This is a genomic window from Phytoactinopolyspora halotolerans (genome assembly GCF_010550675.1).
GTDB classification, from domain to species: Bacteria; Actinomycetota; Actinomycetes; order Jiangellales; family Jiangellaceae; genus Phytoactinopolyspora; species Phytoactinopolyspora halotolerans.
Genome location: NZ_JAAGOA010000035.1, coordinates 44,444 through 66,782, shown reverse-complemented (window position 1 = coordinate 66,782; position 22,339 = coordinate 44,444). Strand labels below are relative to the sequence as shown.

The following is a 22,339-nucleotide window of genomic DNA, read 5'->3' as shown; positions in this document are numbered from 1 at the left end:
AGGAACAGATCGACCCGGATGTGGTCGATCTTGCGGGTATCACCGGCCTTCTTACACGCCCGCGCCAACACATCGATACGCTCACACGCGGCGGCGGCCCGATCGATGGGCAGATCGTAACCGGCCACGTTCGCGCTGCCGTCAGGGTTACGCGAGCCCACCACCCGCCGACCCCGGATTGCTTTGCGGTACTTCTTCTCCGCGAACTCCGGGTCGATCGCGATCGCGGCTTTCTTGATCGCATCGATCAACTCCGCCACCGTCATCCCCGGCGCATCGGGGAGCAGGAAGGCGCAGATGTAGCCGGCCTGATCATCGTCGAGGCCGTCGGTCCAGGACACGAACGCCTGCGCGCGGGGCTCGTCCAACACCCCGGCCAGCATCGCCTGACCCAGCATCGGCAGCCGGTGATGGATGTCGTAGGCGAAACCGAACACCCGCCCGGCGCGTGAACGTGACCACACCAACGCCGCGCGGGCCTCCTCCGGGGCGAACTCCCCCGGCTGGGACACCCGCTGCACCGTGTCCGCCGAGCCGGGTACCCGCATCCCGGTCTCCAGCAGACACAGCAGGAACAACGCCCGGTCCCGGGTGGCCTGCCGGTAGGCCGCCTTCATCACCTCGACCGTGTCACGACCGGACACACCCGCGATCGGGATGTCCTCCAACACCGCCAGCAGATCCGCACCCGCGGGCACCGCACCCAGATCCTCCGGAACCGGCCACGGCACCCCACCACCACCACCACCACCAGAGTCCTCGCCGCCGACGCCGGACTGGTCGGCGTGGCTGGGCTGCGTGTGGTCGCGGCGGCGGGACGCGGCATCACCACCACGCCGCACCGGCGCATCGTCACCGGGACGCGCGTCGTCGCGGCGCCCGCCCTCGTCGCCGCTACGGCGGGGCTCGCCGTCGTCGCCGCTGCGGCGGGGCTCGCCGTCGCTATCGCGGCGCTGGCTGTCGCCGGGGCGCGTGTCGTGGTGGGCACGCTCGTCGCCGCTACGACGGGACTCGCCGTCGTCGTGGACAGCGTCGCCGGGAACGGCGTCGTCGTCGCTGGGATGGGGTTGAACGGACATGGCGGCCGGCCTCCAACCAAAAAGGCACAACGGTCAACGGACCGGGCCGGCCGCACCCGCCGAACCCACACCAACCACCACAGAACTCAAACACACCGAGCGGAAACCAGAAACAACACCGCTCCAACACTGATAAACACACCCTACATCGAACAAGCGTACGACGCAAGGTGCTAGCTATCCGGCGAGCAAGCGCTCCAATTCGAGTTCATGGCGCAGGAGAATGCCATCGGCCTCCAGCGGTATCGATGGCTTGAGCTCTTCCCGGGATCGGGTCACCGCGTTTCTGTGCACGGCGACGAGGTCGAATCCGCGGCGCTGATAGAAGCGGAGCGCGTGAGTGTTCTCGTTGGTCGTGATCAACCACAGTCGGCGTGCGCCGGCCTGGCGGGCGTCGTGCTCCACCGCCCGCAGCAGCGCCGTACCGACTCCGCGTCCGGCTACCAAAGCGTCCAGCGTGACGACCTCCCATGCGTCACCGCTCACGTGGTAGGTCAACAACCCGGCCGGTTCGCCACCGACCAGAGCGAGGTATCCGGGCAATTCGGCCGCGTCGTACAGGACGCCATGTCCCGCAACCCTCGTATCACCCCAGGAATCGCTGAGGATCGTCCGCACCGTGTCGGCATCGCGATCAACGACGGCGCGAATGGAGAGGGACGGAATGGCCGCGTTCATGGCCAAAGTGTAGAGATGTTCGCGCACGGCAGGTCATGCCAACCCGGCCAGGAACCCGGGCTCGCGGCTGTCCCAGTGCGGGACGGCCTGGATCACCCGCGTGAGCTCGGTCGTGATGATCTGTTCTTCCCACGGTGATGTCGGCTTCGCCACCTGGAACCCCGCAGTCTGTCACCGCGCCATTCTGCCTGAGGTCGGCAGCGGAGCGGCGTGAAACCGTGCCGACGTCCACGATGTAGACAAGATGACTGGAATCCCCGGCCCGTATGTGGCATGCTTCATAGCGATGTTTTATTGCATGATCATTATCTAGGCGCGCCGGCACCGAGCAACACCGCCAGGCGCGCAGACCCTTCGCATTCGCGAGGGGTCTTTTGCATTTAGAAGTCATTGCGCGTTTCAGGCACAACGGTGGTGCGACACTCGGCCGTCGGCACGGTGACGGATACTCAAGAAACGACCACAACGAGGATCGGGGAAGAACGTGACCAGCACAGCGGAACAGGCTCATACCGTCGATGTCGAGCGGTTCCACGTTTACGACACCACACTCCGCGACGGGGCCCAGCAGGAAGGGCTCTCCCTCTCGGTGCAGGACAAGCTGGCCATTTCCCGACACTTGGACGAGCTCGGCGTAGGTTTCATCGAGGGTGGCTGGCCTGGCGCCGTACCCAAGGACACAGAGTTCTTCCGTCGTGCGCGCACCGATCTGACCCTGAAGAACGCCACTCTCGCGGCGTTCGGTGCGACGCGTAAGGCCGACGGCAAAGCCGCCGACGACGAGTTGGTCCGTGCGCTGGTAGACGCGGAGACCCCGGTTGTCACGCTGGTGGCGAAGAGTCACGTCGGGCATGTCGAGCGCGCGCTGCGCACCACCCCGGCGGAGAACCTCGAGATGATCCGGGACACCGTATCGTTCCTGGTCGGTGAAGGTCGCCGGGTCTTCCTCGACGCCGAGCACTTCTTCGACGGATACCGGCTGAAGCCGGAATACTCGCTGGAGGTGGTCCGTGCCGCGACGGAGGCCGGGGCCGATGTCGTGGTGCTCTGCGACACCAACGGCGGAATGCTCCCCGACGACGTGCGCGCCACGGTGGCCGCGGTCGCCGACGCCACCGGCGCCCGGCTCGGTATCCATGCGCACAACGACACCGGCTGCGCCGTTGCCAACTCGCTCGCCGCGATCGACGCGGGTGCCACCCACATGCAGGGCACCATCAACGGCACCGGCGAGCGCACCGGCAACGCGGACCTGCTCACCGTCGTCGCCAACCTGGAGCTCAAGCGGGAACGTCAGGTGCTGCCGGCCGGGGCGCTGCGCGAGTCCACCCGGATCGCGCACGCGGTCTCCGAGCTCACCAACATCGTGCCGTACTCGCGCCAGCCCTATGTCGGTTCCAGCGCGTTCGCGCACAAGGCCGGCCTGCATGCCAGCGCCATCAAGGTCGACCCTGACCTGTACCAGCACACGGACCCCTCGCTGGTCGGCAACGACATGCGGATGCTCGTCTCGGACATGGCCGGCCGGGCCAGCGTCGAGCTGAAGGGCCGCGAGCTGGGATTCGACCTGTCCGACAACCGGGAGCTGGTCGGACGGATCACTCAGCGAGTCAAGGAGCTGGAAGCCTCCGGCTATACCTTCGAGGCCGCGGACGCGTCGTTCGAACTGCTGCTCCGCGAGGAGGTCGAGGGGGAGCGCACGCGGTTCTTCGAGGTCGAGGCATGGCGGGTCATCACCGAGTCTCGCCCGGGCAGCGAGGCGGCGAGCGAAGCCACGGTGAAGCTGCGTGCCGGAGGCGAGCGGGCCGTGGTGACCGGCGAAGGGAACGGTCCGGTCAACGCGCTGGATCACGCGCTGCGTGCAGCCATCGGCACGCTGTACCCGGAGATCGCCAAGATCGAGTTGATCGACTTCCGGGTGCGCATCCTGGACGCCTCGCATGGAACGGATGCCATCACCCGGGTGCTGGTCGAGATGACCGACGGAGAGTCGTCCTGGGAGACGGTCGGCATCGGCGCCAACATCATCGAGGCTTCCTGGGAGGCGCTCGTCGACGGTGTCACCTACGGTCTGCTCCGGCAGGGCGCCGACCGCGTCTCCTGACCGCAACTCCCCATGATCATCGACGACTGGGGTGTACCACGGTCGGCCCATCGTTGATGATCATGGGGAGTCGCGGGGGAAGGGAGGACAGAGGAGAGGGGGAGAGGAGATGAAGAGGGTGTGGAGGCTAACCCTTGACCGCACCCCCGAGGCCCGCGTTGCGCAGGAACAGCCGCTGGAACACCAGGAAGATCGCGATCGGCAGCGCCATCGAGATCAGCAACGCCGCCAGGAAGACGTCGAGTTCCACGGTGTCGCGGATGATCGGTAACCGCACCGACAGAGGCTGCATCGTCGGCTCCGGGAGGACGATCAGCGGCCATAGAAAGTCCTTCCACGCGTTCAACACGGCGAAGATCGACACCACACCGAGGACCGGCTTCGACATCGGCAGCGCCACGGACCACAACATCCGCAGCGGTCCCGCCCCATCCATCCGGGCAGCCTCGAAGACATCCCCGGGCAGGCTGTCCATGAACCGCTTGACCAGCAGGACGTTGAACGCGTTGGCCCCGGCGGGCAACCACACCGCCCAGTAGGTGTTGAGCAGCGAGACGTTCAGTAACGGCAGGTCGAGCACGGTGAGAAACAGCGGCACCAGCACGATGACGCCAGGCAAGAACAGCGTCGCCAGCACCGCCCCGGTGATCACCCGGGCGTATGCGGGGCGCAGCACCGCCAGGACGTACCCGCCCGTTGTCGCGACGAGCAGTTGGAAGAACCACGAACCCAGCGCCACCCACACCGTGTTGGCGAAGTAGGTGCTGATCTCGGCCTGGTTCCAAGCCGTGGAGAGATTGTCCCAGTCGACGCCGCTGGGCCACAGCTCCATGGGCGCCCGCAGCGTGTCCTGGGTGGTGCTGATCGCCGCCTTGGTCAGCCATAGCATCGGTCCGACGCAGCCGACCACCAAGCCGATGAGCAGCAGGCTGTGCGCGCCGCGCATCGTCCACCGCACGTGGGGGCGCCGCCAGTCGAAGTCGGACAGGAATCCGCGGTCGGTGGCAGGCGCCGACGGCCCGCGGGAGGTTCGCCCGCGTGCCGCCCGTCCGCGTGCCGTCCGGCGGCGGGGTGGCTTCCCTCCAGACGACGCGGGTCGCTGCGGGCCCGCGCCTGTGCTCGTGCCCGCACCCGTCGTCGTGCCTGTGGTCGTTCCTGTGCTCGAGGGCGACGCTGCGCCGATGTCGCCCGGGTCCCGCCCGAGGCCTGCTGCGCGGGTCATGTTGTGCTCCAGGATCGTGTGAGGCGGAAGTACACGGCCGACATCACCGCGAGGAAGAGGGCAAGCAGCAACGACAACGCGGTCGCGGCGCCGTAATCGCCGAAACGGAACGCGTAGTCGTAGATCTGCAGCAGGACCGTCGTCGTCGCGTTGTTCGGCCCACCACCGGTCATCAGGTACGGCTCGGTGAAGATCTGGAACGTGGCGATCACCTGAAGGATCAGCGTGATCAGCAGGATGCCGCGCAACTGCGGCAACGTCACGTTCCAGATCTTGCCCCAGACTCCGGCACCGTCGACCTCGGCCGCGTCGTAGAGCTCGGTGCGGACCGACGTCAGCGCCGCCAGGTAGATGATGACCGTCGCGCCGGCGTTCGACCACGTCGCCTGTAACACCAACGACGGCATCGCCGACGACGCGTCCTGGATCCACGGGAACGGTCCCAGCCCGAACCAGCCCAGAATGGTGTTGAACACGCCGCTCGAGCTCGCATCATAGAAGACGCGCCAGAGCAGCACGGCCACCACCGGCGGCACCACCACGGGCAGGTAGGCCAGGGCGCTGAACAGCCCCTTGTACCGTCTGACCTCGCTCATGAGCACCGCCAGCACCAGCGGGATCGGGTAGCCGAACAGCAGGGCGAGCACGGTGAAGTAGGCGGTATTGCGTACCGACGTCCAGAACAGCGGGTCGGCGAGGACGCTGCGGAAGTTGTCCAGGCCTACCCAGACCGGCTCGGTGACCAGGTTGGTCTCCTGAAAGCTCATGACGACGGCTCGACCGATCGGGTACCAGCCGAAGTAGCCGAAGGCGAGCAGGAGCGGCAGCAGCAGGAGCAGCGTGCTGAGCCCGCCGTGCCGCACCCAACGTATCGTTGCGCTCACTCCGACCCCCGCGTCAGCGGCTCAGCAGAGCGCTGACGTTATCGTTCGCGGTGGTCAGCAGGCGGTCGATGTCAGCGTCCTCCTCGGTGAGGACGGCCTGGACCACCGAGTCGAGCTCGGCGTAGAGGTCCTGTGCCTTGACCGGAGGTTCGGGGACCAACGGCTGGCTGAGGATGTTCTCCTTGAACGGCATCATCTGCTCCAGCGGGACGTTGACGTAGTCGGCCACCCAGGCGTCGGACTTGGCCAACTGCTCCTCGTCGAAGACGGGCAGCGTCGGTGTGCCGATCGGCGCATCGTTGGCGGCCAGCGCCTCGGCGTCGGCGACGGCGGACTCCTCGTCGGTCAGCTTGCTCATGTAGTAGAAGTCGATCCACTTGACCGCGGCGGCACGTTCGGCCTCCGAAGCGTCCGGGCGTACGCCGACGATGGTGCCGCCGCCCAGCACGCCGGCGTCGTCGCCCTCCAGCGGGAGGACGGTCAACCCGTAGTCGTCCGGATCGATGCCGTTCTCGGTGACGAGGCTGTTGTAGACGTCGGAACCGCCGATGTACATGCCCACCTGGCCGGCCGCGAACGCCTGGTTGATGGTGCCCCAGTCATACAGGAAGTTGTCCCCCATCGAGTCGTCCTCCCAGCGCATCGACTGCAACAGGCCGAGGGCGCGGCGGGCGCCGTCGTTGTCGAGAGTCGCCGTGACGTCCTCGCCGACGCCTTCCTCCATCCGCCCGCCCAACGCGTAGGTGAGCGTGGTGAGTATCCAGCCGCCGGTGTTGTTCTGCGTCATCTGCGCGAACCCGGCCTGCCCGGTCTCCTCGGCGATGGCGTCGGCGTACTCGCGGACCTCATCCCAGCTGGTGGGCGGCTGATCCGGGTCGAGCCCGGCCTCCTCGAACAGCGCCCGGTTATAGTGCAGCCCCATGCCGTAGGCGGCGCTCGGGACGGCATAGATGTTGCCCGCCTCATCCTGGGCGACGTCAAGCACGCTCGGGTTGAACTCGGCGGCGTAGGGCAGGTCCTCGACCTCAGCGGTGATGTCGGCCAGCTGGCCGCGCTCGATCAGCGCCTTGCCGTCGGTGAACGGGAACTCGAAGGTGGTGGGCAGCGTGCCGCCGGCGAGCTGTGCGGCGAAGGTGGTGACGTCCCACTCGTACTCCTTCGGCTCGACGGTGATGTCCGGGTTCGCCTCTTCGAACTCTTCGACCCGGGCGAGAAACGCCTCCCGGGTGGCCGACTCGGTGCTCGGAGGCAGGTTGCTCACGCTGATGGTGACCGGTTCACCGCCGGCTTCGCCGTCGTCCGTGCCGTTCCCGGAGTCTCCGGAGCTGCCGGCGTCGCCCGCGTCGCTGACGTCGTCCGGCTCGTCGCCGGAACCGCAGGCGGTCATCAGGGTGACCGCGAAGACGGCGGCCGTCGCGACGCCGATGCGTATTCTCCTCATCTGTTCTCTCCTCATCCTCGGTGCTTCGTTGCACTCATCGATGTGTGCCCGGTTCTTGCGGCGTACTCGGTGATGTGTGTGCCGGGCCATGTTTCACAGGTGGAGCCAGGCGGTGGTGTCGCAGGGCAGCCGCCCGTCGTCGAGCTGGGCGCTGGACAAGAGGACGTCCTGGTGTGGCGGGAGGTCGATCGGGGACGCGGACATGTTGACGACGCATCCGAACCGGTCGCCGCGGGTGAAGGCGAGCACCCCTGCCGACGCCTGCAGCCAGTGCAGGTGCCCTCTACCTTGGACGGCATCTCGGCTTGCGTTCTCGCCGGCACCGTGGGCGGCGCCCGGGCCGCGCAGACCGGTCTCCGCGCGCCTGATCCGCAGCGCCTGCCGGTACAGCCACAGCGTCGAGTCCGGGTCTGCCGCCTGCGCCTCCGCGGTCAGATCCGCCCAGCCTTCGGGTTGGGGCAGCCAGGTTTCCGTCGCGCCGCTCTTCACCGCGTTGCCATCCGTGGTGCCGCTGCCGTGGGTGAAACCGTACGGCGGTGCCTCGCCGCTCCATGGCATCGGTACGCGGGCTCCGTCCCGGCCGGGGTCGACGCCGCCGGAGCGGAAGTACATCGGATCTTGGCGCCGGTGCGGGGCGATGTCCTCCACCTCGGGCAGCCCGAGTTCCTCACCCTGGTAGATGTAGACCGCGCCGGGCAGCGCCATGGCCAGCAGCGCGGCCGCACGCGCTCGTCGCAACCCCAGGGTGAGGTCGGACGGGACACCGGCGCGTTTGGTCTCGAACGCGAACGACGTGTCCGCGCGGCCGTATCGGGTGACCGGCCGGGTGACGTCGTGGTTGGAGAGCACCCAGGTGGCCGGCGCGCCGACAGCGGCATGGGTACGCAGCGTGGCGTCGATCGTCTCCCGAAACCGATCGGGGTCCCACGGGCAGGTCAGAAACGGGAAGTTGAAGGCCAGGTGCATCTCGTCCGGTCGCAGGTATCGCGCCATCCGCTCGGGATCCGGCAGCCAGACCTCGCCGATCAGGGCGCGTGGCCCGGGGCTGCTGTCGCCGTACCCGTCGGCGACGGCACGCCAGCCGCGGTAGATGTCGTGCAATTCGTCCCGGTCCACGTGGACGTGTTCGCCGGGACCGTGGCCCTCGTCGATCTCCGGCAGCTCCGGGTGCTTGACCAGCAGCGCGGCGGAATCGATCCGCACACCGGCGACGCCGCGATCGAACCAGAACCGCAGGATCTCCTCGTGCTCACGACGGACATCCGGATGGTTCCAGTTCAGGTCGGGCTGCTCCGGGGCGAACAGGTGGAGGTACCACTCGCCGGGACGTCCGTCGGCGTCCTTGGTGCGGGTCCAGGCGCGCCCGCCGAAGTGCGACGTCCACCCGTTGGGCGGTTCCTCGCCGTCGACGCCGCGGCCCGGGTGGAACCAGAACCGCTCCCGCTCGGGGGAGCCGGCGCTCGCGGCCAGCGCGGCCTGGAACCATGGATGCTGGTCGGAGACGTGGTTGGGGACGATGTCGACGATGGTGCGGATGCCCATGGCCGCCGCTTCGGCGATGAGCTGCTCCGCCTCGGCCAGCGTCCCTAAGGCCGGGTCGATCGAGCGATAGTCGGAGATGTCGTAGCCGCCGTCGGCCATGGGCGACGGGTACCACGGGGTGAACCAGATCGCGTCGACACCGAGGTCGCGCAGGTACGGCAGACGCGAGCGGACGCCGGCGAGATCACCGGTGCCGTCGCCGTTCCCGTCGGCGAAGCTGCGGACGTAGACCTGGTAGATGGCGGCTGACCGCCACCAGCCGGCTGGCTGAGTGTCGACGGGAGGTTGCTGAGTCATGGCGGTCACGTTAATGAGGACGACATGATTGCGCAAGAGTTAGACAGAATCTTGCAGGAACTTGATTTGCCCGATGTCTAGGTCGGGGGTAACGCGGATGACGCCGGCGAGTGGGCGCGCTTCGCGTGATGGGCCGGCGGGCGCAGGTCGGCCGAGCCCTGTCGGGTGGGCGCGTGGGGCCAGGCAGTTCCGGGCAGGCGGCGCGGGCCGGTGCACCGTGTCGTGCCCCGATCGGAAAGGGAAGCCAGGGAAGGGGTCAGCTCTTGGAAGGGGAGTCCCGGGAGTGCTACTGCTGCCGAATCAACCGCGGCCCTTGACGATGACCAGAGTTCTTGCGACGTCCTAGGTGGTGCGGGGCCGCCTGGCGGGGACAGGGCCGGTCGAGTTCCGGACCACCAGTTCCGGAGCGAAGAGCAGCTCGTCCGGTTCGACGGTGTTGCCGTCGACGAGTCCGACCAGGATGTCGACGGCCGCCTTGCCCATGGCATCGATGGGTTGCCGGACCGTGGTGAGCGGCGGCTCGGTGCAGTTCATGAACGCCGAGTCGTCATAGCCCACGACCGAGAAGTCCGCGGGCACCGTCAGACCGGCGCGTTTGGCCGCGCGGACGGCGCCGAGCGCCATGGGATCGCTCGCGCACAGCACTCCGGTGGCACCGCGCCTGATCAACCTGCTGGTCGCGGCCTGTCCGCCCTCGAGCGAGTGCATCGCGTTCTCGATCAGCTCCTCCTCGAGTTCCAGGCCCGCGGCCGCCATGGCGGCGTGCGCCGCATCGAGCCGGCGCAGCGACGGTACATGGTCGTGCGGTCCCAGGACCAGGCCGATCCTGGTGTGGCCGAGGGAGAGCAGATGTCGGACGGCGAGCTCGGCAGCGGCCGCATCGTCGCAGGAGACTCGCGGAAACGGCAGTCCCTCCACGCCCGCGTTCACCATGACGGTCGGAAGCTTGCGTTCCACCAGCCGCTCGTAGTGACCGTGTTCGCCCTCCTTGCCGCTGTAGAGGCCACCGGCGAACAGGACACCGGAGACGTGTTGCTGGAACAGCAGCTCGATATAGTCGGCCTCGGTCACGCCTCCGCCGACGGTCTGCGTGCAGAGCACGGGCGTCAGCCCCTGTTTGGCCAGCAGACTGCTGACTACGTCGGCGAAGGCGGGGAAGATGGGGTTCTGCAGTTCCGGCAGGACCAGTCCGACCAGCCGGGCGCGTTCGCCGCGCAATTTGGTCGGCCGCTCATATCCCAGCACGTCCAGTGCGGTGAGCACGGCGTCGCGGGTCGCCTCGGAGACACCCGGCCGGCCGTTGAGTACCCGGCTCACCGTTGCCTCGCTGACGCCTACCTTCGCTGCAACCTCAGTCAGTCGTCCTGCCATGACTGCAACCATACGGCATCTCTACGCAAGTTCTTTCAGGCCGGCGGGTCGGTGGAACCTATACATGACGCCGACTAGGTGGCCCTTTATCCGGGCCGTCGCCATGGAGCATTGACTCCTCCCAAAGGCGTCTGTAATATCTCGGCAACATTACGCAAGATCTGTACAGATCATCACCAAGTGCGGGCATCACGGCCCGCAAGACGCCGGCAGAATCCTGCACCAGTTCCCCGTCCGTCCCGGAGGGTACCTGTCATGTCGCTGTCGAGACCGCCCGACCCTGCCCATCCGCGCCGTCGTTCACGTGTCCTCGGACGCATACTCGGCACTGCCCTGTCCGCACTCCTCGTCCTCGTCGCCGCCCTGGTCGTGCCGGGAACGGCAGCCGATCAGGCCAACCTGGCCGCAGGCAGGCCGATGACGGCGAGCAGCCACACCGATGTCTACGTCGCCGCCAACGCCGCCGACGGCGACCAGAGCACCTACTGGGAGAGCGCCAACCACGCGTTCCCGCAGTGGATCCAGGTCGACCTCGGCGCTTCGACGGACGTCGACACGGTGGTGCTGAAACTCCCGGCGTCGGGCTGGGAGACCCGGACCCAGACCCTGGAGATCCAGGGCAGCACCGACGGCTCGTCCTTCTCCACCATCGTGGGCTCCGCCGACCACGTCTTCGACCCGGGCGGACAGAACTCCGTGGAGCTCTCGTTCGAGTCGACCGAAGCCCGCTACGTGCGGGTCCGATTCACCGGCAATACGGTCTGGCCGGCGGGCCAGCTCTCCGAACTGGAGGTTTACGGCCCCGGCGGGGGCGGCCCCGACCCGGACCCCGACCCCGATCCCGACCCTGATCCGGATCCACCCGACGGCACCGAACTGGCCGCTGGGCAGCCGATCAGCGCGTCGTCGACGGTGCACACCTACGTCGCATCGAACGCCAACGACGGCGACCGCACCACCTACTGGGAGGGCGCTCCGGGTGCGTACCCGAGCACGCTGACCGTCGATCTCGGCATGGACGCGGACGTGACCGCCGTCGTGCTGAAGTTGAACCCGGACGACGTGTGGGCCGCGCGCACCCAGACGTTGCAGGTGCTCGGTCGCGAGCAGGGTGCGTCGTCGTTCAGCACCGTCGTCGAGTCGGACACCTACGCGTTCGACCCTGCCACCGGCAACGCCGTGACCATTCCGGTCTCCGCAACCGTGGCGGAGTTGCGCCTGCAGTTCACCGCGAACAGCGGCGCGCCCAACGGACAGGTGGCTGAATTCGAGGTCTATGGCACGCCGGTGCCGGAGGAGGAGACGTCGGATCTGGTCGCGTCTGCCGTCACCTGGTCGCCCAGCACGCCGCGTGCCGGTGACGACGTGACGTTCTCGGTGGCGATCCGCAACCAGGGCAACATCGCGACGGCCGAGGGCGCGCATGGTATCGGCCTGACCGTGACCGACGGCGCGACCGGCGAACCCGTCCGGACCCTGTCCGGGAGCCATTCCGGCAGCATCGCGGCCGGCGCGACCACCGACCCGATCGAGCTCGGAACCTGGACCGCGACCGACGGGAGATACTCGGTGGAGGTCGAACTGGAGCCGGACGCGAACGAGCTGGAGGAGAAGCAGGGCAACAACACCACTTCGCGATCCCTGTTCGTGGGCGGTGACGGCCGTGGCGCCAGCATGCCGTACGACATGTACGAGGCGGAGGACGGCGTCGTCGGTGGAGGAGCACAGGTGGTGGGGCCGAACCGGACCATCGGCGACCCCGCCGGTGAGGCGTCCGGCCGGCGCGCGGTGACCCTGGACGGCACCGGCGAGTACGTCGAGTTCACCACGCGGGCCAGCACCAACACCCTGGTCACCCGGTTCTCCATTCCGGACGCGCCCGGCGGTGGCGGGATCACCGAGACGCTGAACGTGTATGTGGACGGCGAGTTCCTCATGCCGATCACGCTGACCTCGAAGTTCGCCTGGCTTTACGGCGACGAGGCCAGCCCGGTGAACTCTCCGTCGGCGGGTCCGCCGCGGCACATCTACGACGAGGCGAACGTGATGCTGGATCGGGCCGTCCCGGCCGGCAGTACCATCCGGCTGCAGAAGGACGCCGGCAACGGGGCGTCCTGGTACGCGATCGACTTCATCAGCCTGGAGCAGGCCGAGGTCATCGCCAACCCGGACCCGAGCCGGTACATCGAGCCGGACGGATTCGGCCATCAGGACGTGCAGAGCGCGCTGGACCGGTTCCGGATGGACACGTCGGGTGAGCTGCTGGGCGTCTACCTCCCGCCCGGCGACTACCAGACGGCGCAGAAGTTCCAGGTATACGGCAGACCGGTGGAGATCATCGGAGCCGGGCCGTGGTTCACCCGCTTCCACGCGCCGGCGTCGCAGAACAACACGGACGTGGGCTTCCGGGTCGACCCGTCGGTGAACGGTTCGACGTTCTCCGGGTTCGCCTACTTCGGCAACTACACGAGTCGCATCGACGGTCCGGGTAAGGTGTTCGACTTCCAGAACGTCTCGGACATCACCATCGACGACATCTGGGTCGAACACATGGTGTGCATGTACTGGGGTTCCAACACCGACAACATGACCATCACCAACTCGCGCACCCGCAACCTGTTCGCCGACGCGCTCAACATGACCAACGGCAGCTCGAACAACCTGGTCAGCAATATCGAGTCGCGGGCGTCCGGGGATGACAGCTTCGCGCTGTTCGCGGCGACCGACGCAGGCGGCGGCGACCAGACCGGGAACGTCTACGAGAACCTGACCTCCATCCTGACCTGGCGCGCGGCCGGCGTGGCCGTCTACGGCGGGTACGGCAACACGTTCCGCAACATCTACGTCGCGGACACGCTGGTGTATTCGGGCATCACCATCAGCTCGCTGGACTTCGGCATTCCGATGGACGGGTTCGGCGCCGATCCGCCCACCCGGTTCGAGGACATCTCGATCGTACGGGCCGGCGGGCACTTCTGGGGCAACCAGACGTTCCCGGGGATGTGGATCTTCTCGGCGTCGAAGGAGTTCCAGGGCATCCGGGTGAACAACCTGGACATCATCGACCCGACGTACTCCGGGATCATGTTCCAGACCGGCTATCAGGGCGGTCAGCCGCTGAATCCGGTCACGGACACGGTGTTCACCGACGTCACCATCACCGGGGCGCAGAAGAGCGGTGATGCGTTCGACGCCAAGTCCGGATTCGGCATCTGGGTGAACGAGATGCCCGAGCAGGGGCAGGGGCCGGCGGTGGGCTCTGCTGTCTTCACCAACCTGCAGATGAGCAACAACCATCAGGACATCAAGAACACGACGTCCACGTTCGAGCTCATCATCAACGAATAGCTCCATCCCCTCCCCATGATCATCAACGGCTAGACCGGCGATAACGCGGCTAGCCGTTGATGATCATGAGAGGGCCATTATGGTGTTGGAGTGGAGACAGACAGGCCGCTCTCGGACGTGCTCGGGATCGAGCTGCCGATCATTCAGGCGCCCATGGCAGGTGCGCAGGATTCCGAGCTGGCGGCGGCAGTCTCCAACGCGGGCGGTCTCGGCTCGCTGCCCTGTGCGATGCTCACGCCGCCCGGGATCCGAGCCGAAGTGGAGGCGTTCCGCTCCCGGAGCGACGGTCCGGTCAACCTCAACTTCTTCTGCCACGCCATGCCGATCCCGGATGTCGAGCGCGAGGCGCACTGGCGGGCGGTTCTGGCACCGTACTACGACGAGCTGGGAATCGACCCCGAACAGACCGTTCCCGGACCGGTCCGCGCACCCTTCGATCATGCTGCCGCGGACGTCGTCGCCGAAGCCCAGCCTGAAATCGTCAGCTTTCACTTCGGGCTGCCGTCGACGGATCTGCTGGCGCGGGTCAAGGCGACCGGGGCACGGGTGCTCGCCTCGGCGACCACTGTCGAGGAGGCGCGGTGGCTGGAGGAACGCGGCGTGGACGCGATCATCGCCCAGGGGCTCGAGGCCGGAGGGCACCGTGGCATGTTCCTGTCCGACGACGTCACCACGCAGGTCGGAACGATGGCGCTGGTGCCGCAGATCGTCCGTGCCGTGCAGGTGCCCGTGATCGCCGCCGGTGGGATCGCGGATGCGGCGGGCGTGGCTGCCGCGTTGGCGCTGGGCGCGGCGGGCGTTCAGGTCGGCACGGCCTACCTGCGCTGTCCCGAGTCGACCATCGGCGACCTTCATCGGCAGGCGCTGGCCGGCGACGACGCACGGCACACGGCGCTCGCCAATGTGTTCACCGGGCGACCCGCACGAGGGATCGTGAACCGAGCCATCCGCGAGCTCGGGCCGCTACGTACCGACACCCCGGAGTTCCCGCTGGCGACGGCGGCCGTGGCGCCGTTGCGAGCGGTGGCGGAACGGAACGGCAGCGCCGATTTCTCGCCGCTGTGGGCCGGGCAGAACGCACCCTGTACCCGTGAGATGGCGGCCGGCGAACTGACCCGTGATTTGGCCCGAGCCTTCGCCTCCGGGCGGTGAGCGCTGTAGATCACAGCGCGCGCTGGAACAGTGCCGCCCGGGCGGCGGTTGGATCGGATGTGCATGGTGAATACAAGGTGCCGGGCGGCAAACTCGTGGTGGCTGACCTCGTGCTGAACGGGGACGTCATCGAGAAGGCCACCATCAGCGGTGACTTCTTTCTCGAGCCCGACGACGCGCTGGAGCGGATCAACACGGCGCTGGCCGGTGTCTCGGTCGCCGCGCCGGCGGCGCAACTCTCGGCCAGGGTGCAGGCGGTGCTGGACGGTGCGGTGACGCTGGGCTTCTCGGCCGACGCGGTAGCCGTCGCGGTGCGTCGTGCGGTGACCGGTGCGACCACCTGGACCGATCACGAGTGGCATTTCCTGCACGACGAGCCACGCGATCCCGCCACCCAGATGGCGCTGGACGAGGTGCTGGCCGAACAGGTGGGTGCGGGGGAGCGGCCGCCGACGCTGCGGGTGTGGGAGTGGGCGTCGAACGCCGTCATCATCGGCAGCTTCCAGTCGGTGCGCAACGAGGTCGACCTGGACGGTGCCGCCAAGCACGACGTGAGCGTGGTGCGCCGGATCAGCGGCGGCGGCGCGATGTTCGTCGAGCCGGGCAACACCATCACGTACTCGCTGTACGTGCCGGAGTCGTTGGTGTCCGGGCTGTCGTTCATCGATTCCTACGCTTTCCTCGACGACTGGGTGGTGGGTGCGCTGAACGAGCTCGGGATCGAGGCGACCTACCAGCCGATCAACGACATCACCTCGCCGGCCGGGAAGATCGCCGGCGCGGCGCAGAAACGGCTGGCCGGCGGCGTCGTGCTGCACCACACCACCATGGCGTACGACATCGACGCGGCGAAGATGCTGGAAGTGTTGCGCATCGGGCGGGAGAAGCTGTCCGACAAGGGCACCAAGAGCGCGGTCAAACGGGTCGATCCGCTGCGCAGCCAGACCGGCCTGGCCCGGGCGGACGTCATCGACCGCATGGTGAGCACGTTCCGGTCCCGATACGGGCTCGCCCAGGAGGCACTGGACGAGCGGACGCTGGCGCTGGCCCGGGACCGGGTGGCGACCAAGTTCGGCACCGAGGAGTGGCTGCACCGCGTCCCCTGACCTCAGCCGCCACCTTCGATAGTTCGCCCTCGCCGGTGTCAGGGTCCGCTCGTGTACGTGACCTTCTGCACCGTGGGTGTGCCGCGGAGCGCCTGCAGTCCGATGACGCGCCCGGTGAACCCGCCGGCGACCTCGGTGGAGAGGTATCTGCCGTCGAACGTCGCCAGCGTGCGGTACCCCTCCCTCGACTCGAAGCCGAGCGCCACGTCATCGGGTCCTTCGGACGACGGCCGACGTGCCTCGATGCTCAGCGTGACCGTGCCGTCGTCGGGACTGTCTCCGTCGTCGGGTTTGGCCGTGGCCAGCTGGGTCTCCAGCCCACCGATGCACAACACGGCACGGATCGTGTCCGGGGTCGCGTCGATCGCGCACCAATGTCGGCTGTCCAGCCGCAGCGCCAGGCGGAACGAGCCGGCGTCCAGCCGCACCCGGGCCGTGGCCGACCATACGTGGTCGAGCACACGGAAGGCGAGCATGCCCGGCTCGTCGTCGCCGTCCGAAGCGGCTCGCAGACAGATGCCCTGACCGTGGTCGGGCGCGGTGATCGCCTCCGGGACGGCGCTGGGCGAGACCCAGCGTGGATGCAGACGCGCAGCGGGGAAGTGCTCGACGAAGGAGTGGTCCGGCGCGGGCAGCTCGAACCGGGATTCGTCGAACGCGGGCCATCCATCCACCCAGTCGACGCCGGAGAGGAAGGTCTCCCGTCCGTTGACGTGAAAGTGCGGCGTCGTGCCGCGTGGTCGCGTGCCGAGGTAGACGGCTGCCCACTCACCGTCCGGACGCTGCACCAGATCCGCGTGACCGACGTTCTGCACGGGATGCCGGGTGCTGCGGTGGCTGAAGACGGGATTGTGCTCAGCGCCCTCGAACGGCCCGGTCACGCTGCGCGACCGGGCCACCGATACGCAATGCCCCCGCTCGGTGCCGCCCTCGGCGATGACCAGATACCACCAGCCGTTCACGGCGTACAGATGAGGCGCCTCCGGCCATGCCAGGCCGGTGCCCGTCCAGACGAGGCGGGGTTCTTCCAGCAGGATTCCCTTCTCGGGGTCGACGGCGGCCTGGGCGAGGCCTGTGGTCGCGGGGTCGTTCGAGCACCAGGTCAGGTAGCAGGTCCCGGTGTCGTCCCAGGCGATGTCCGGGTCGATGCCGGACGAGCCGTCGACGTATACCGGATCCGACCACGGGCCGCGCGGGTTCTCGGCCGTCACGATGATGTGCCCCCGGCCGCGTGACACGTCCGTCGTGATGAGCCAGAACCGGCCGTCGTGATGCCGCAGCGTAGGTGCGTAGATGCCCCTGCTGTCGCCGGCGCCGGGCGGAAACTGGCTTGGCCGGTCGAGGATGTTGCCGATCAGCTCCCAGCTGACGAGATCGCGGCTGTGGAACAGTGGCACACCCGGGAAGTATTCGAACGACGACGTCGCGAGGTAGTAGTCGTGACCCGCCCGGCAGATGCTCGGATCAGGGTGGAAACCGGCGATGACGGGATGTGTCTCAGCGGATACCGGATGGACATCAGCAGAGACCGCGTGAGTCGCTGCCGGCATGGGATGGGTTCCTTCGGAAGTAGCGGTCACTTGATTCCTGTCATGGCGATTCCTTGGACGAAGTAGCGCTGCAGCGCCACGAACAGCACCAGCACTGGGGTGATGACCAGCACCGAGCCGGCGAGCAGGATCCCGTAGTTCGTCGCGTTCTGGCCGGTGGAATACAGCGAGAGCGCGACGGGCAGGGTGTACATGTCTTCGTTCTGAGCGACGACGAGCGGCCAGAGGAAGTTGTTCCAGGAGCTGAGGAAGGTCAGGATCGCCAGCGTGGCGAGCGGTGCTCCGCACAGGGGCATCACGATCCCGGCGAAGATACGGATCTCGCCCGCGCCGTCGATGCGAGCCGCCTCGATCAGCGTGTCAGGTATGCCCATGATGAACTGGCGCATCAGGAAAACCCCGAGCGGGCTGGCCAGGAACGGCAGGATCAGCGCCGGGTAGGTGCTGACCATGCCGAGCTTGCTGACCACGACGAACAGCGGCACGAACGTGACCACGCCCGGCACCATGAGTGTCACCATGACCAGCACGAACAGTGCGCGCTTCCCGACGAACTCGATCTTGGCCAGCGCGTAGCCGACCATCGAGCAGAACAGCAGGTTGCCGAGGACCGTGAACACAGCCACGACGGTGCTGTTGAGGAAGAAACGGTCGATCTGGAGGTCGACGAACCACGCGGCGAAGTTGTCCGGTGTCGGCGATTCCGGCCACCAGGTCGGCGGCCGACGGAGCAACTCGCTCTGTGTCTTGACCGAGCCGAGGACCATCCAGGCGAAGGGCATGAATGTCGCCACAAGCGCCACGATGAGGAGGGCGTAGGTCAGTATGCGCCCGGTAGACGGCCGGTGCGACCCGTGCCGCCGGATGTTCCGTGCGGCGTGTGGGCCTCGCCCGTCGGGTACGGTCGGGCCGTCGGACGAACCCAGCCCGCTGGGTTCGTCCCGCCCGTCTTCGGGGCGGTGTTCGTCGCGTGTATCGCGGATCTGGGAAGCAGCCACGGCCTAGTCCTTCGATCGGAAGGCTCGGAACTGGACGATGCTCAGCAGCGCGATCGCGACGAACAGGATGTAGCTAGCCGCGGACGCCAGGCCGTAGTTGCCGAAGCCGAACTGGTTGTAGGTGAAGTAGCTGATGGACAAGGTCGAGTCGAGCGGACCGCCTCCGGTCATGACGAACGGCTCCTCGAAGAACTGCAGATAGCCGACCGACAGCAGCACGGCCCCGATGAGGAGTGTCGGGCGCAGGATCGGCAGGGTGACCCGGAAGAAGCGCTGCCGGCTCGAGGCTCCGTCCACTTGGGCCGCTTCCAGGACGTCCTGGGGGACGTGTTGAAGGCCGGCCAAAAAGATGATCATGAGCGTGCCCATGTTCCGCCAGACGGCCATCAGGATCATGGCCGGCATCGCCCACGCCGGATCGTTGAGCCAGTCGGGGCCCGAGATCCCCGCCCAGCCGATGACGGTGTTGAGCAGGCCGTCGGGCTGCAGAATGAACCGCCAGACGACGGCCACCGCGACGATGCTGGTGACGACGGGCGCGAAGAACCCGAGACGGAACGCAGTGCGGAAACGGGATATCCCGCTGTTGAGTGCGACGGCGAGCGCGAGCGCGACGATCATCGTCAGCGGTATGCCGACGCCGACAAAGTAGAACGTGTTGAGCATCGAGCGGACGAACTGATCGTTGCCGAACAGTGCCGCGTACTGGTCGACGCCGACGAAGGCGACCGCCAATGGGCTGGAGATGTCCCGGTTCGTGAAGTCGGTGAACGACAGGGCCAGCGACGACACCAGTGGGAACAGCATGAAGATGCTGAACGTCAGCACGAACGGTAACGCGAACAGGTAGGCGACCAGCGTCGCCCGGCGCCGCGTGCCGACCGGCCCGCGACTGTTCCCGCGACTGTGCCCGCGCCTGCGGCCGCCGGCGCGACGATTCGCGTCGGCGGCCGCCACTCCGGTGGCTGTGCTCATCAGTCGGATCCGGTTCCTAGCGACTCGGCTGTGGACTGCAGCTCCGCCATGGCCTGCGCAGGGTCCTTGCCGCTGGCGACGATCTGCTCCACCAGCGAGTCCGCAGCGTCGGAGACCTGCGGCCAGGTCTCCAGCGGTGGCGCGGTCTTCACGCTCTGCAGCTGCTCGCCGAAGACCGACACCTTGGGATCGTCCGCCAACGCCTTGTCGGTCCAGGCGCTCTCCTGGGACGGGAGGTCGGTGGTGGCCTCGAACCAGGCGACCTGTGTCTCCGGGCGGGTCAGCCATTCGACGAGCTTCCACGCCGCGTCCGGGTTCTCCGAGTTTTCGAAGACGACGAGGTTGGCGCCCGCTGTGAACGAGGTCGACGTGGATCCTTCCGACGCCGGGATGGGTGCGACCGCGAACTTGTCTGCGAACCCGTCGCCGCCGGCCTCGGTCAGCTGCCCGATCTCCCAGGGTCCGGTGATCATCATGGGGATCCTGCCGTCCACGAAGGCTGCTGCGGCGGCACCCGGCTCGTCGTCGGGGGTCGCGTCGGCGATGCCTTCGGTGAAGAAGCCGTTGACGTATTCGAGTGCCTCGACGATCTCGGGGGAGTCGAACGTCCACTCGGTCTGGTCCGCGTTCGTGATCTCGGCACCGTTCGACCAGGCGAACGGCAACAGACCGAGGAACGCGTTCCAGCCGCCGGCCGGCAGATTCACTCCGTACTCCGCGCCCGTCTCCTCCTGCATCGCCCGGGCCAGCTCCTTGAAGCCGTCCCAGGTGGTGGGGAAGGTGTCGAACCCTGCCTGCTCCATCAGGTCGGTGCGGTAGAAGATGACACGCGTCTCGACGTACCACGGCACGCCGTAGTGCGTCCCGTCGAGGTTGGTCGATTCCACGTTCGCCGGGAACATCCCGGACATGTCGATCTCGTCCGGGGTGGGGCGCAGCGCGTCGCCGAACGTGGGCATCCAGTCGGTGCCCAGCATGCCGATGTCCGGTGTCGTTCCGCCGGCGATGGCCGTCTGGTACTTGTTCTGGGCCGAGTCCCAGGGAATCGCCGTGACGTTAACGCTCACATCGGGATTCTCCGCCTCGAACTCCTCGAGGAACTCGGGAAGCGCCTCTCCTTCGGTGCCTTGAGCCCAGATGCTGATCGTGCCGGTTGCGGGACCGGCTGACAGCTCGTCAGCGGTCTGCGAGGACGAGTCCTCGTCGGAGCGCCCGCAGGCGGCCAAGGCGAGCAGCGGGACCATCGCCGCGACTGTCGCGATTCGTCGGACCATCATTGCTCCTGTCGTCTCGTGGGTGCGACTGCGGTGCGCAGTCGACGTCGCACGCCGGTGCCGCCTCAGTCGGCCGAGTGCGCGCGAGCATGGTCGGAATCTAAGCGCATAACAACGGCACACGCAAGGCCTTTGCGCCGAGACGATGATGGGTCAGCCGACGTGGTGTTGGGCCGGCCGGCACCCGCAGCTCTCGCCCAGCACGAACGCCGACGACAGCGGATCGTGCTCCGTGGCGCCCTCGCCGGGCTGGTCCATGGCGTCGATGAGAATGCGCACCGCAGTCCGGCCGATCTCCTCCATCGGTTGCCGGACCGTCGTCAGGTAGGGGTGCGACAGGCGGCCCGCCAGGATGCCGTCGAACCCCGTCACCGCGACGTCGGCGGGGACGTCGAGACCGGCCGCGGTGAGCGCGTCGATGGCCACCAGCGCTTCCTGGTCGGTGGAGCAGACGAAGACGTCGGGGAGCGTCCGGGTGCCGACGTAGTGCGTCACCGCGGCGATCGTCGTCGGATCGTCGCCGGGATGGCTCGGCACGGGCGCGGGGACCGGCAGCCCGGCCTCCGACAACGCCTCGCGAAAACCTTCGTACCGGGCGACGAACTCTGGGGTTCCGAGTCCGCCCAGGTAGACGATGCGGCGAAGACCGTGGTCCCGCACGAGGTGTTCGGTGAGCAGGCGCATGCCGGTGCGGTTGTCGACGAAGACGGTGCGGATGCCTTCTCCGCGCGATTCGCCGCCGAGTTCGACGACGGGGATCCGCTTCGACACCTGGATGATGGCGTCGGGCGGCGCCGATCCGGCGAAGGCGATGAGGCCGTCGACCCGGCCGGCGACATCGATCACCGAGGGCATATGGCCGGGTGTGCGCCCGGCTCCGAGCATGACGGCATATCCACGTTGCCGGCATTCGAGCTGCACCCCTCGCTGAACCTCGTCCGCGTAGAGCGGGAACAGCCGCGGGTGCGCGTCGGCGAACGCGACGGGCGAGGAGGAGCTCGGGACGTCGGACGCCGAGGGCTCCAGCAGGTAGTCGTACGAGTAGAGCCCGATCGCCCCGGTCCGCCCCTTCGCGAGGCCGCGTGCGCTGGCGCTGGGGACGTATCCGAGCGCACCCGCCGCGGCCAGCACCGCGTCCCGGGTGGTCTGCTTCACACGTTCCGGTTGGGTGAACACGAAGGAGACCGTGGCGATGGAGACCCCAGCCTGCGCCGCGACGTCGTAGACAGTGGCTCGACGTTGCACGTGCTCTCCCTCGACCGCTCGACGCGTACGCCGCGTCGACGTGAACTGAACGCCTGCTCACCGGCGAGGCCGG

General features: G+C 67.6%; 16 protein-coding genes. 4 read left to right on the top strand and 12 right to left on the bottom strand.

The window, feature by feature from the left end:
• A partial coding sequence (locus G1H10_RS30610) for a DUF222 domain-containing protein (protein WP_163745067.1) occupies positions 1 to 1,079 on the bottom strand: 1,079 nt, incomplete at its 3' end.
• A 177-nt stretch (positions 1,080 to 1,256) separates the two neighbouring features.
• On the bottom strand, positions 1,257 to 1,757 hold the full coding sequence (locus G1H10_RS30605; protein ID WP_163745066.1) for a GNAT family N-acetyltransferase: 501 nt from the start codon (positions 1,755 to 1,757) through the stop codon (positions 1,257 to 1,259).
• Positions 1,758 to 2,241: 484 nt separating this feature from the next.
• Between G1H10_RS30605 and cimA the strand changes: the two genes are divergently transcribed.
• Positions 2,242 to 3,861, top strand: coding sequence for a citramalate synthase (gene cimA / locus G1H10_RS30600; RefSeq protein ID WP_163745065.1), 1,620 nt, complete (start codon positions 2,242 to 2,244; stop codon positions 3,859 to 3,861).
• A 127-nt stretch (positions 3,862 to 3,988) separates the two neighbouring features.
• On the opposite strand, the gene G1H10_RS30595 is transcribed toward cimA, so the two are convergent.
• The 5 genes from G1H10_RS30595 to G1H10_RS30575 form a co-directional block, all read right to left on the bottom strand.
• Positions 3,989 to 5,083 carry a carbohydrate ABC transporter permease gene (locus tag G1H10_RS30595; protein WP_216853824.1) on the bottom strand — a complete coding sequence of 365 codons (1,095 nt, stop codon included), beginning with the start codon at positions 5,081 to 5,083 and terminating at the stop codon, positions 3,989 to 3,991.
• The gene (locus tag G1H10_RS30590; RefSeq protein ID WP_216853823.1) at positions 5,080 to 5,967 is read right to left on the bottom strand and encodes a carbohydrate ABC transporter permease; all 888 of its coding nucleotides are present in this window, start codon (positions 5,965 to 5,967) and stop codon (positions 5,080 to 5,082) included. The genes G1H10_RS30595 and G1H10_RS30590 overlap by 4 nt, the downstream gene beginning before the upstream one ends.
• 13 nt (positions 5,968 to 5,980) lie before the next feature.
• A complete protein-coding gene (locus G1H10_RS30585) occupies positions 5,981 to 7,408 on the bottom strand; it encodes an ABC transporter substrate-binding protein (protein WP_163745064.1) in 1,428 nt (475 codons plus the stop codon).
• A 93-nt stretch (positions 7,409 to 7,501) separates the two neighbouring features.
• Positions 7,502 to 9,247: a glycoside hydrolase family 13 protein gene (locus G1H10_RS30580; protein WP_163745063.1), complete on the bottom strand. Its 1,746-nt coding sequence runs from the start codon at positions 9,245 to 9,247 to the stop codon at positions 7,502 to 7,504.
• A gap of 342 nt (positions 9,248 to 9,589) precedes the next feature.
• Positions 9,590 to 10,618 carry a LacI family DNA-binding transcriptional regulator gene (locus G1H10_RS30575; protein WP_163745062.1) on the bottom strand — a complete coding sequence of 343 codons (1,029 nt, stop codon included), beginning with the start codon at positions 10,616 to 10,618 and terminating at the stop codon, positions 9,590 to 9,592.
• A gap of 255 nt (positions 10,619 to 10,873) precedes the next feature.
• On the opposite strand from G1H10_RS30575, the gene G1H10_RS30570 reads away from it, so the two are divergent.
• From G1H10_RS30570 to lplAB, 3 genes are all read left to right on the top strand, one after another.
• Positions 10,874 to 13,966 (top strand): discoidin domain-containing protein, encoded by a 3,093-nt coding sequence (locus G1H10_RS30570; RefSeq protein ID WP_163745061.1) that lies wholly within the window; start codon positions 10,874 to 10,876, stop codon positions 13,964 to 13,966.
• A 90-nt stretch (positions 13,967 to 14,056) separates the two neighbouring features.
• Positions 14,057 to 15,118, top strand: coding sequence for an NAD(P)H-dependent flavin oxidoreductase (locus G1H10_RS30565; protein WP_163745060.1), 1,062 nt, complete (start codon positions 14,057 to 14,059; stop codon positions 15,116 to 15,118).
• Between the two features lie 59 nt (positions 15,119 to 15,177).
• Positions 15,178 to 16,224, top strand: a complete 1,047-nt coding sequence (gene lplAB, locus G1H10_RS34865; protein WP_163745076.1) for a lipoate-protein ligase LplAB — start codon at positions 15,178 to 15,180, stop codon at positions 16,222 to 16,224.
• Between the two features lie 38 nt (positions 16,225 to 16,262).
• On the opposite strand, the gene G1H10_RS30555 is transcribed toward lplAB, so the two are convergent.
• The 5 genes from G1H10_RS30555 to G1H10_RS30535 form a co-directional block, all read right to left on the bottom strand.
• On the bottom strand, positions 16,263 to 17,774 hold the full coding sequence (locus tag G1H10_RS30555; RefSeq protein WP_163745059.1) for a glycoside hydrolase family 43 protein: 1,512 nt from the start codon (positions 17,772 to 17,774) through the stop codon (positions 16,263 to 16,265).
• 26 nt (positions 17,775 to 17,800) lie between these two features.
• A complete protein-coding gene (locus G1H10_RS34860) occupies positions 17,801 to 18,640 on the bottom strand; it encodes a carbohydrate ABC transporter permease (protein WP_376778680.1) in 840 nt (279 codons plus the stop codon).
• A 135-nt stretch (positions 18,641 to 18,775) separates the two neighbouring features.
• On the bottom strand, positions 18,776 to 19,747 hold the full coding sequence (locus tag G1H10_RS30545; protein ID WP_163745058.1) for a carbohydrate ABC transporter permease: 972 nt from the start codon (positions 19,745 to 19,747) through the stop codon (positions 18,776 to 18,778).
• Complete coding sequence (locus G1H10_RS30540) at positions 19,747 to 21,021, bottom strand: sugar ABC transporter substrate-binding protein (protein WP_174264806.1); 1,275 nt, start codon at positions 21,019 to 21,021, stop codon at positions 19,747 to 19,749. The genes G1H10_RS30545 and G1H10_RS30540 overlap by 1 nt, the downstream gene beginning before the upstream one ends.
• A 153-nt stretch (positions 21,022 to 21,174) precedes the next feature.
• Positions 21,175 to 22,266, bottom strand: coding sequence for a LacI family DNA-binding transcriptional regulator (locus G1H10_RS30535; RefSeq protein WP_163745056.1), 1,092 nt, complete (start codon positions 22,264 to 22,266; stop codon positions 21,175 to 21,177).
• Positions 22,267 to 22,339 lie beyond the last annotated feature (73 nt).

Coding starts and splice junctions, on each gene's coding strand:
- G1H10_RS30575 (WP_163745062.1), bottom strand. CDS start 10,618: ATGGCAGGACGACTGACTGAGGTTGCAGCGAAGGTAGGCGTCAGCGAG.
- G1H10_RS30595 (WP_216853824.1), bottom strand. CDS start 5,083: ATGACCCGCGCAGCAGGCCTCGGGCGGGACCCGGGCGACATCGGCGCA.
- G1H10_RS30570 (WP_163745061.1), top strand. CDS start 10,874: ATGTCGCTGTCGAGACCGCCCGACCCTGCCCATCCGCGCCGTCGTTCA.
- G1H10_RS30580 (WP_163745063.1), bottom strand. CDS start 9,247: ATGACTCAGCAACCTCCCGTCGACACTCAGCCAGCCGGCTGGTGGCGG.
- G1H10_RS30555 (WP_163745059.1), bottom strand. CDS start 17,774: ATGCCGGCAGCGACTCACGCGGTCTCTGCTGATGTCCATCCGGTATCC.
- G1H10_RS30605 (WP_163745066.1), bottom strand. CDS start 1,757: ATGAACGCGGCCATTCCGTCCCTCTCCATTCGCGCCGTCGTTGATCGC.
- G1H10_RS30540 (WP_174264806.1), bottom strand. CDS start 21,021: ATGGTCCGACGAATCGCGACAGTCGCGGCGATGGTCCCGCTGCTCGCC.
- G1H10_RS30585 (WP_163745064.1), bottom strand. CDS start 7,408: ATGAGGAGAATACGCATCGGCGTCGCGACGGCCGCCGTCTTCGCGGTC.
- G1H10_RS30545 (WP_163745058.1), bottom strand. CDS start 19,747: ATGAGCACAGCCACCGGAGTGGCGGCCGCCGACGCGAATCGTCGCGCC.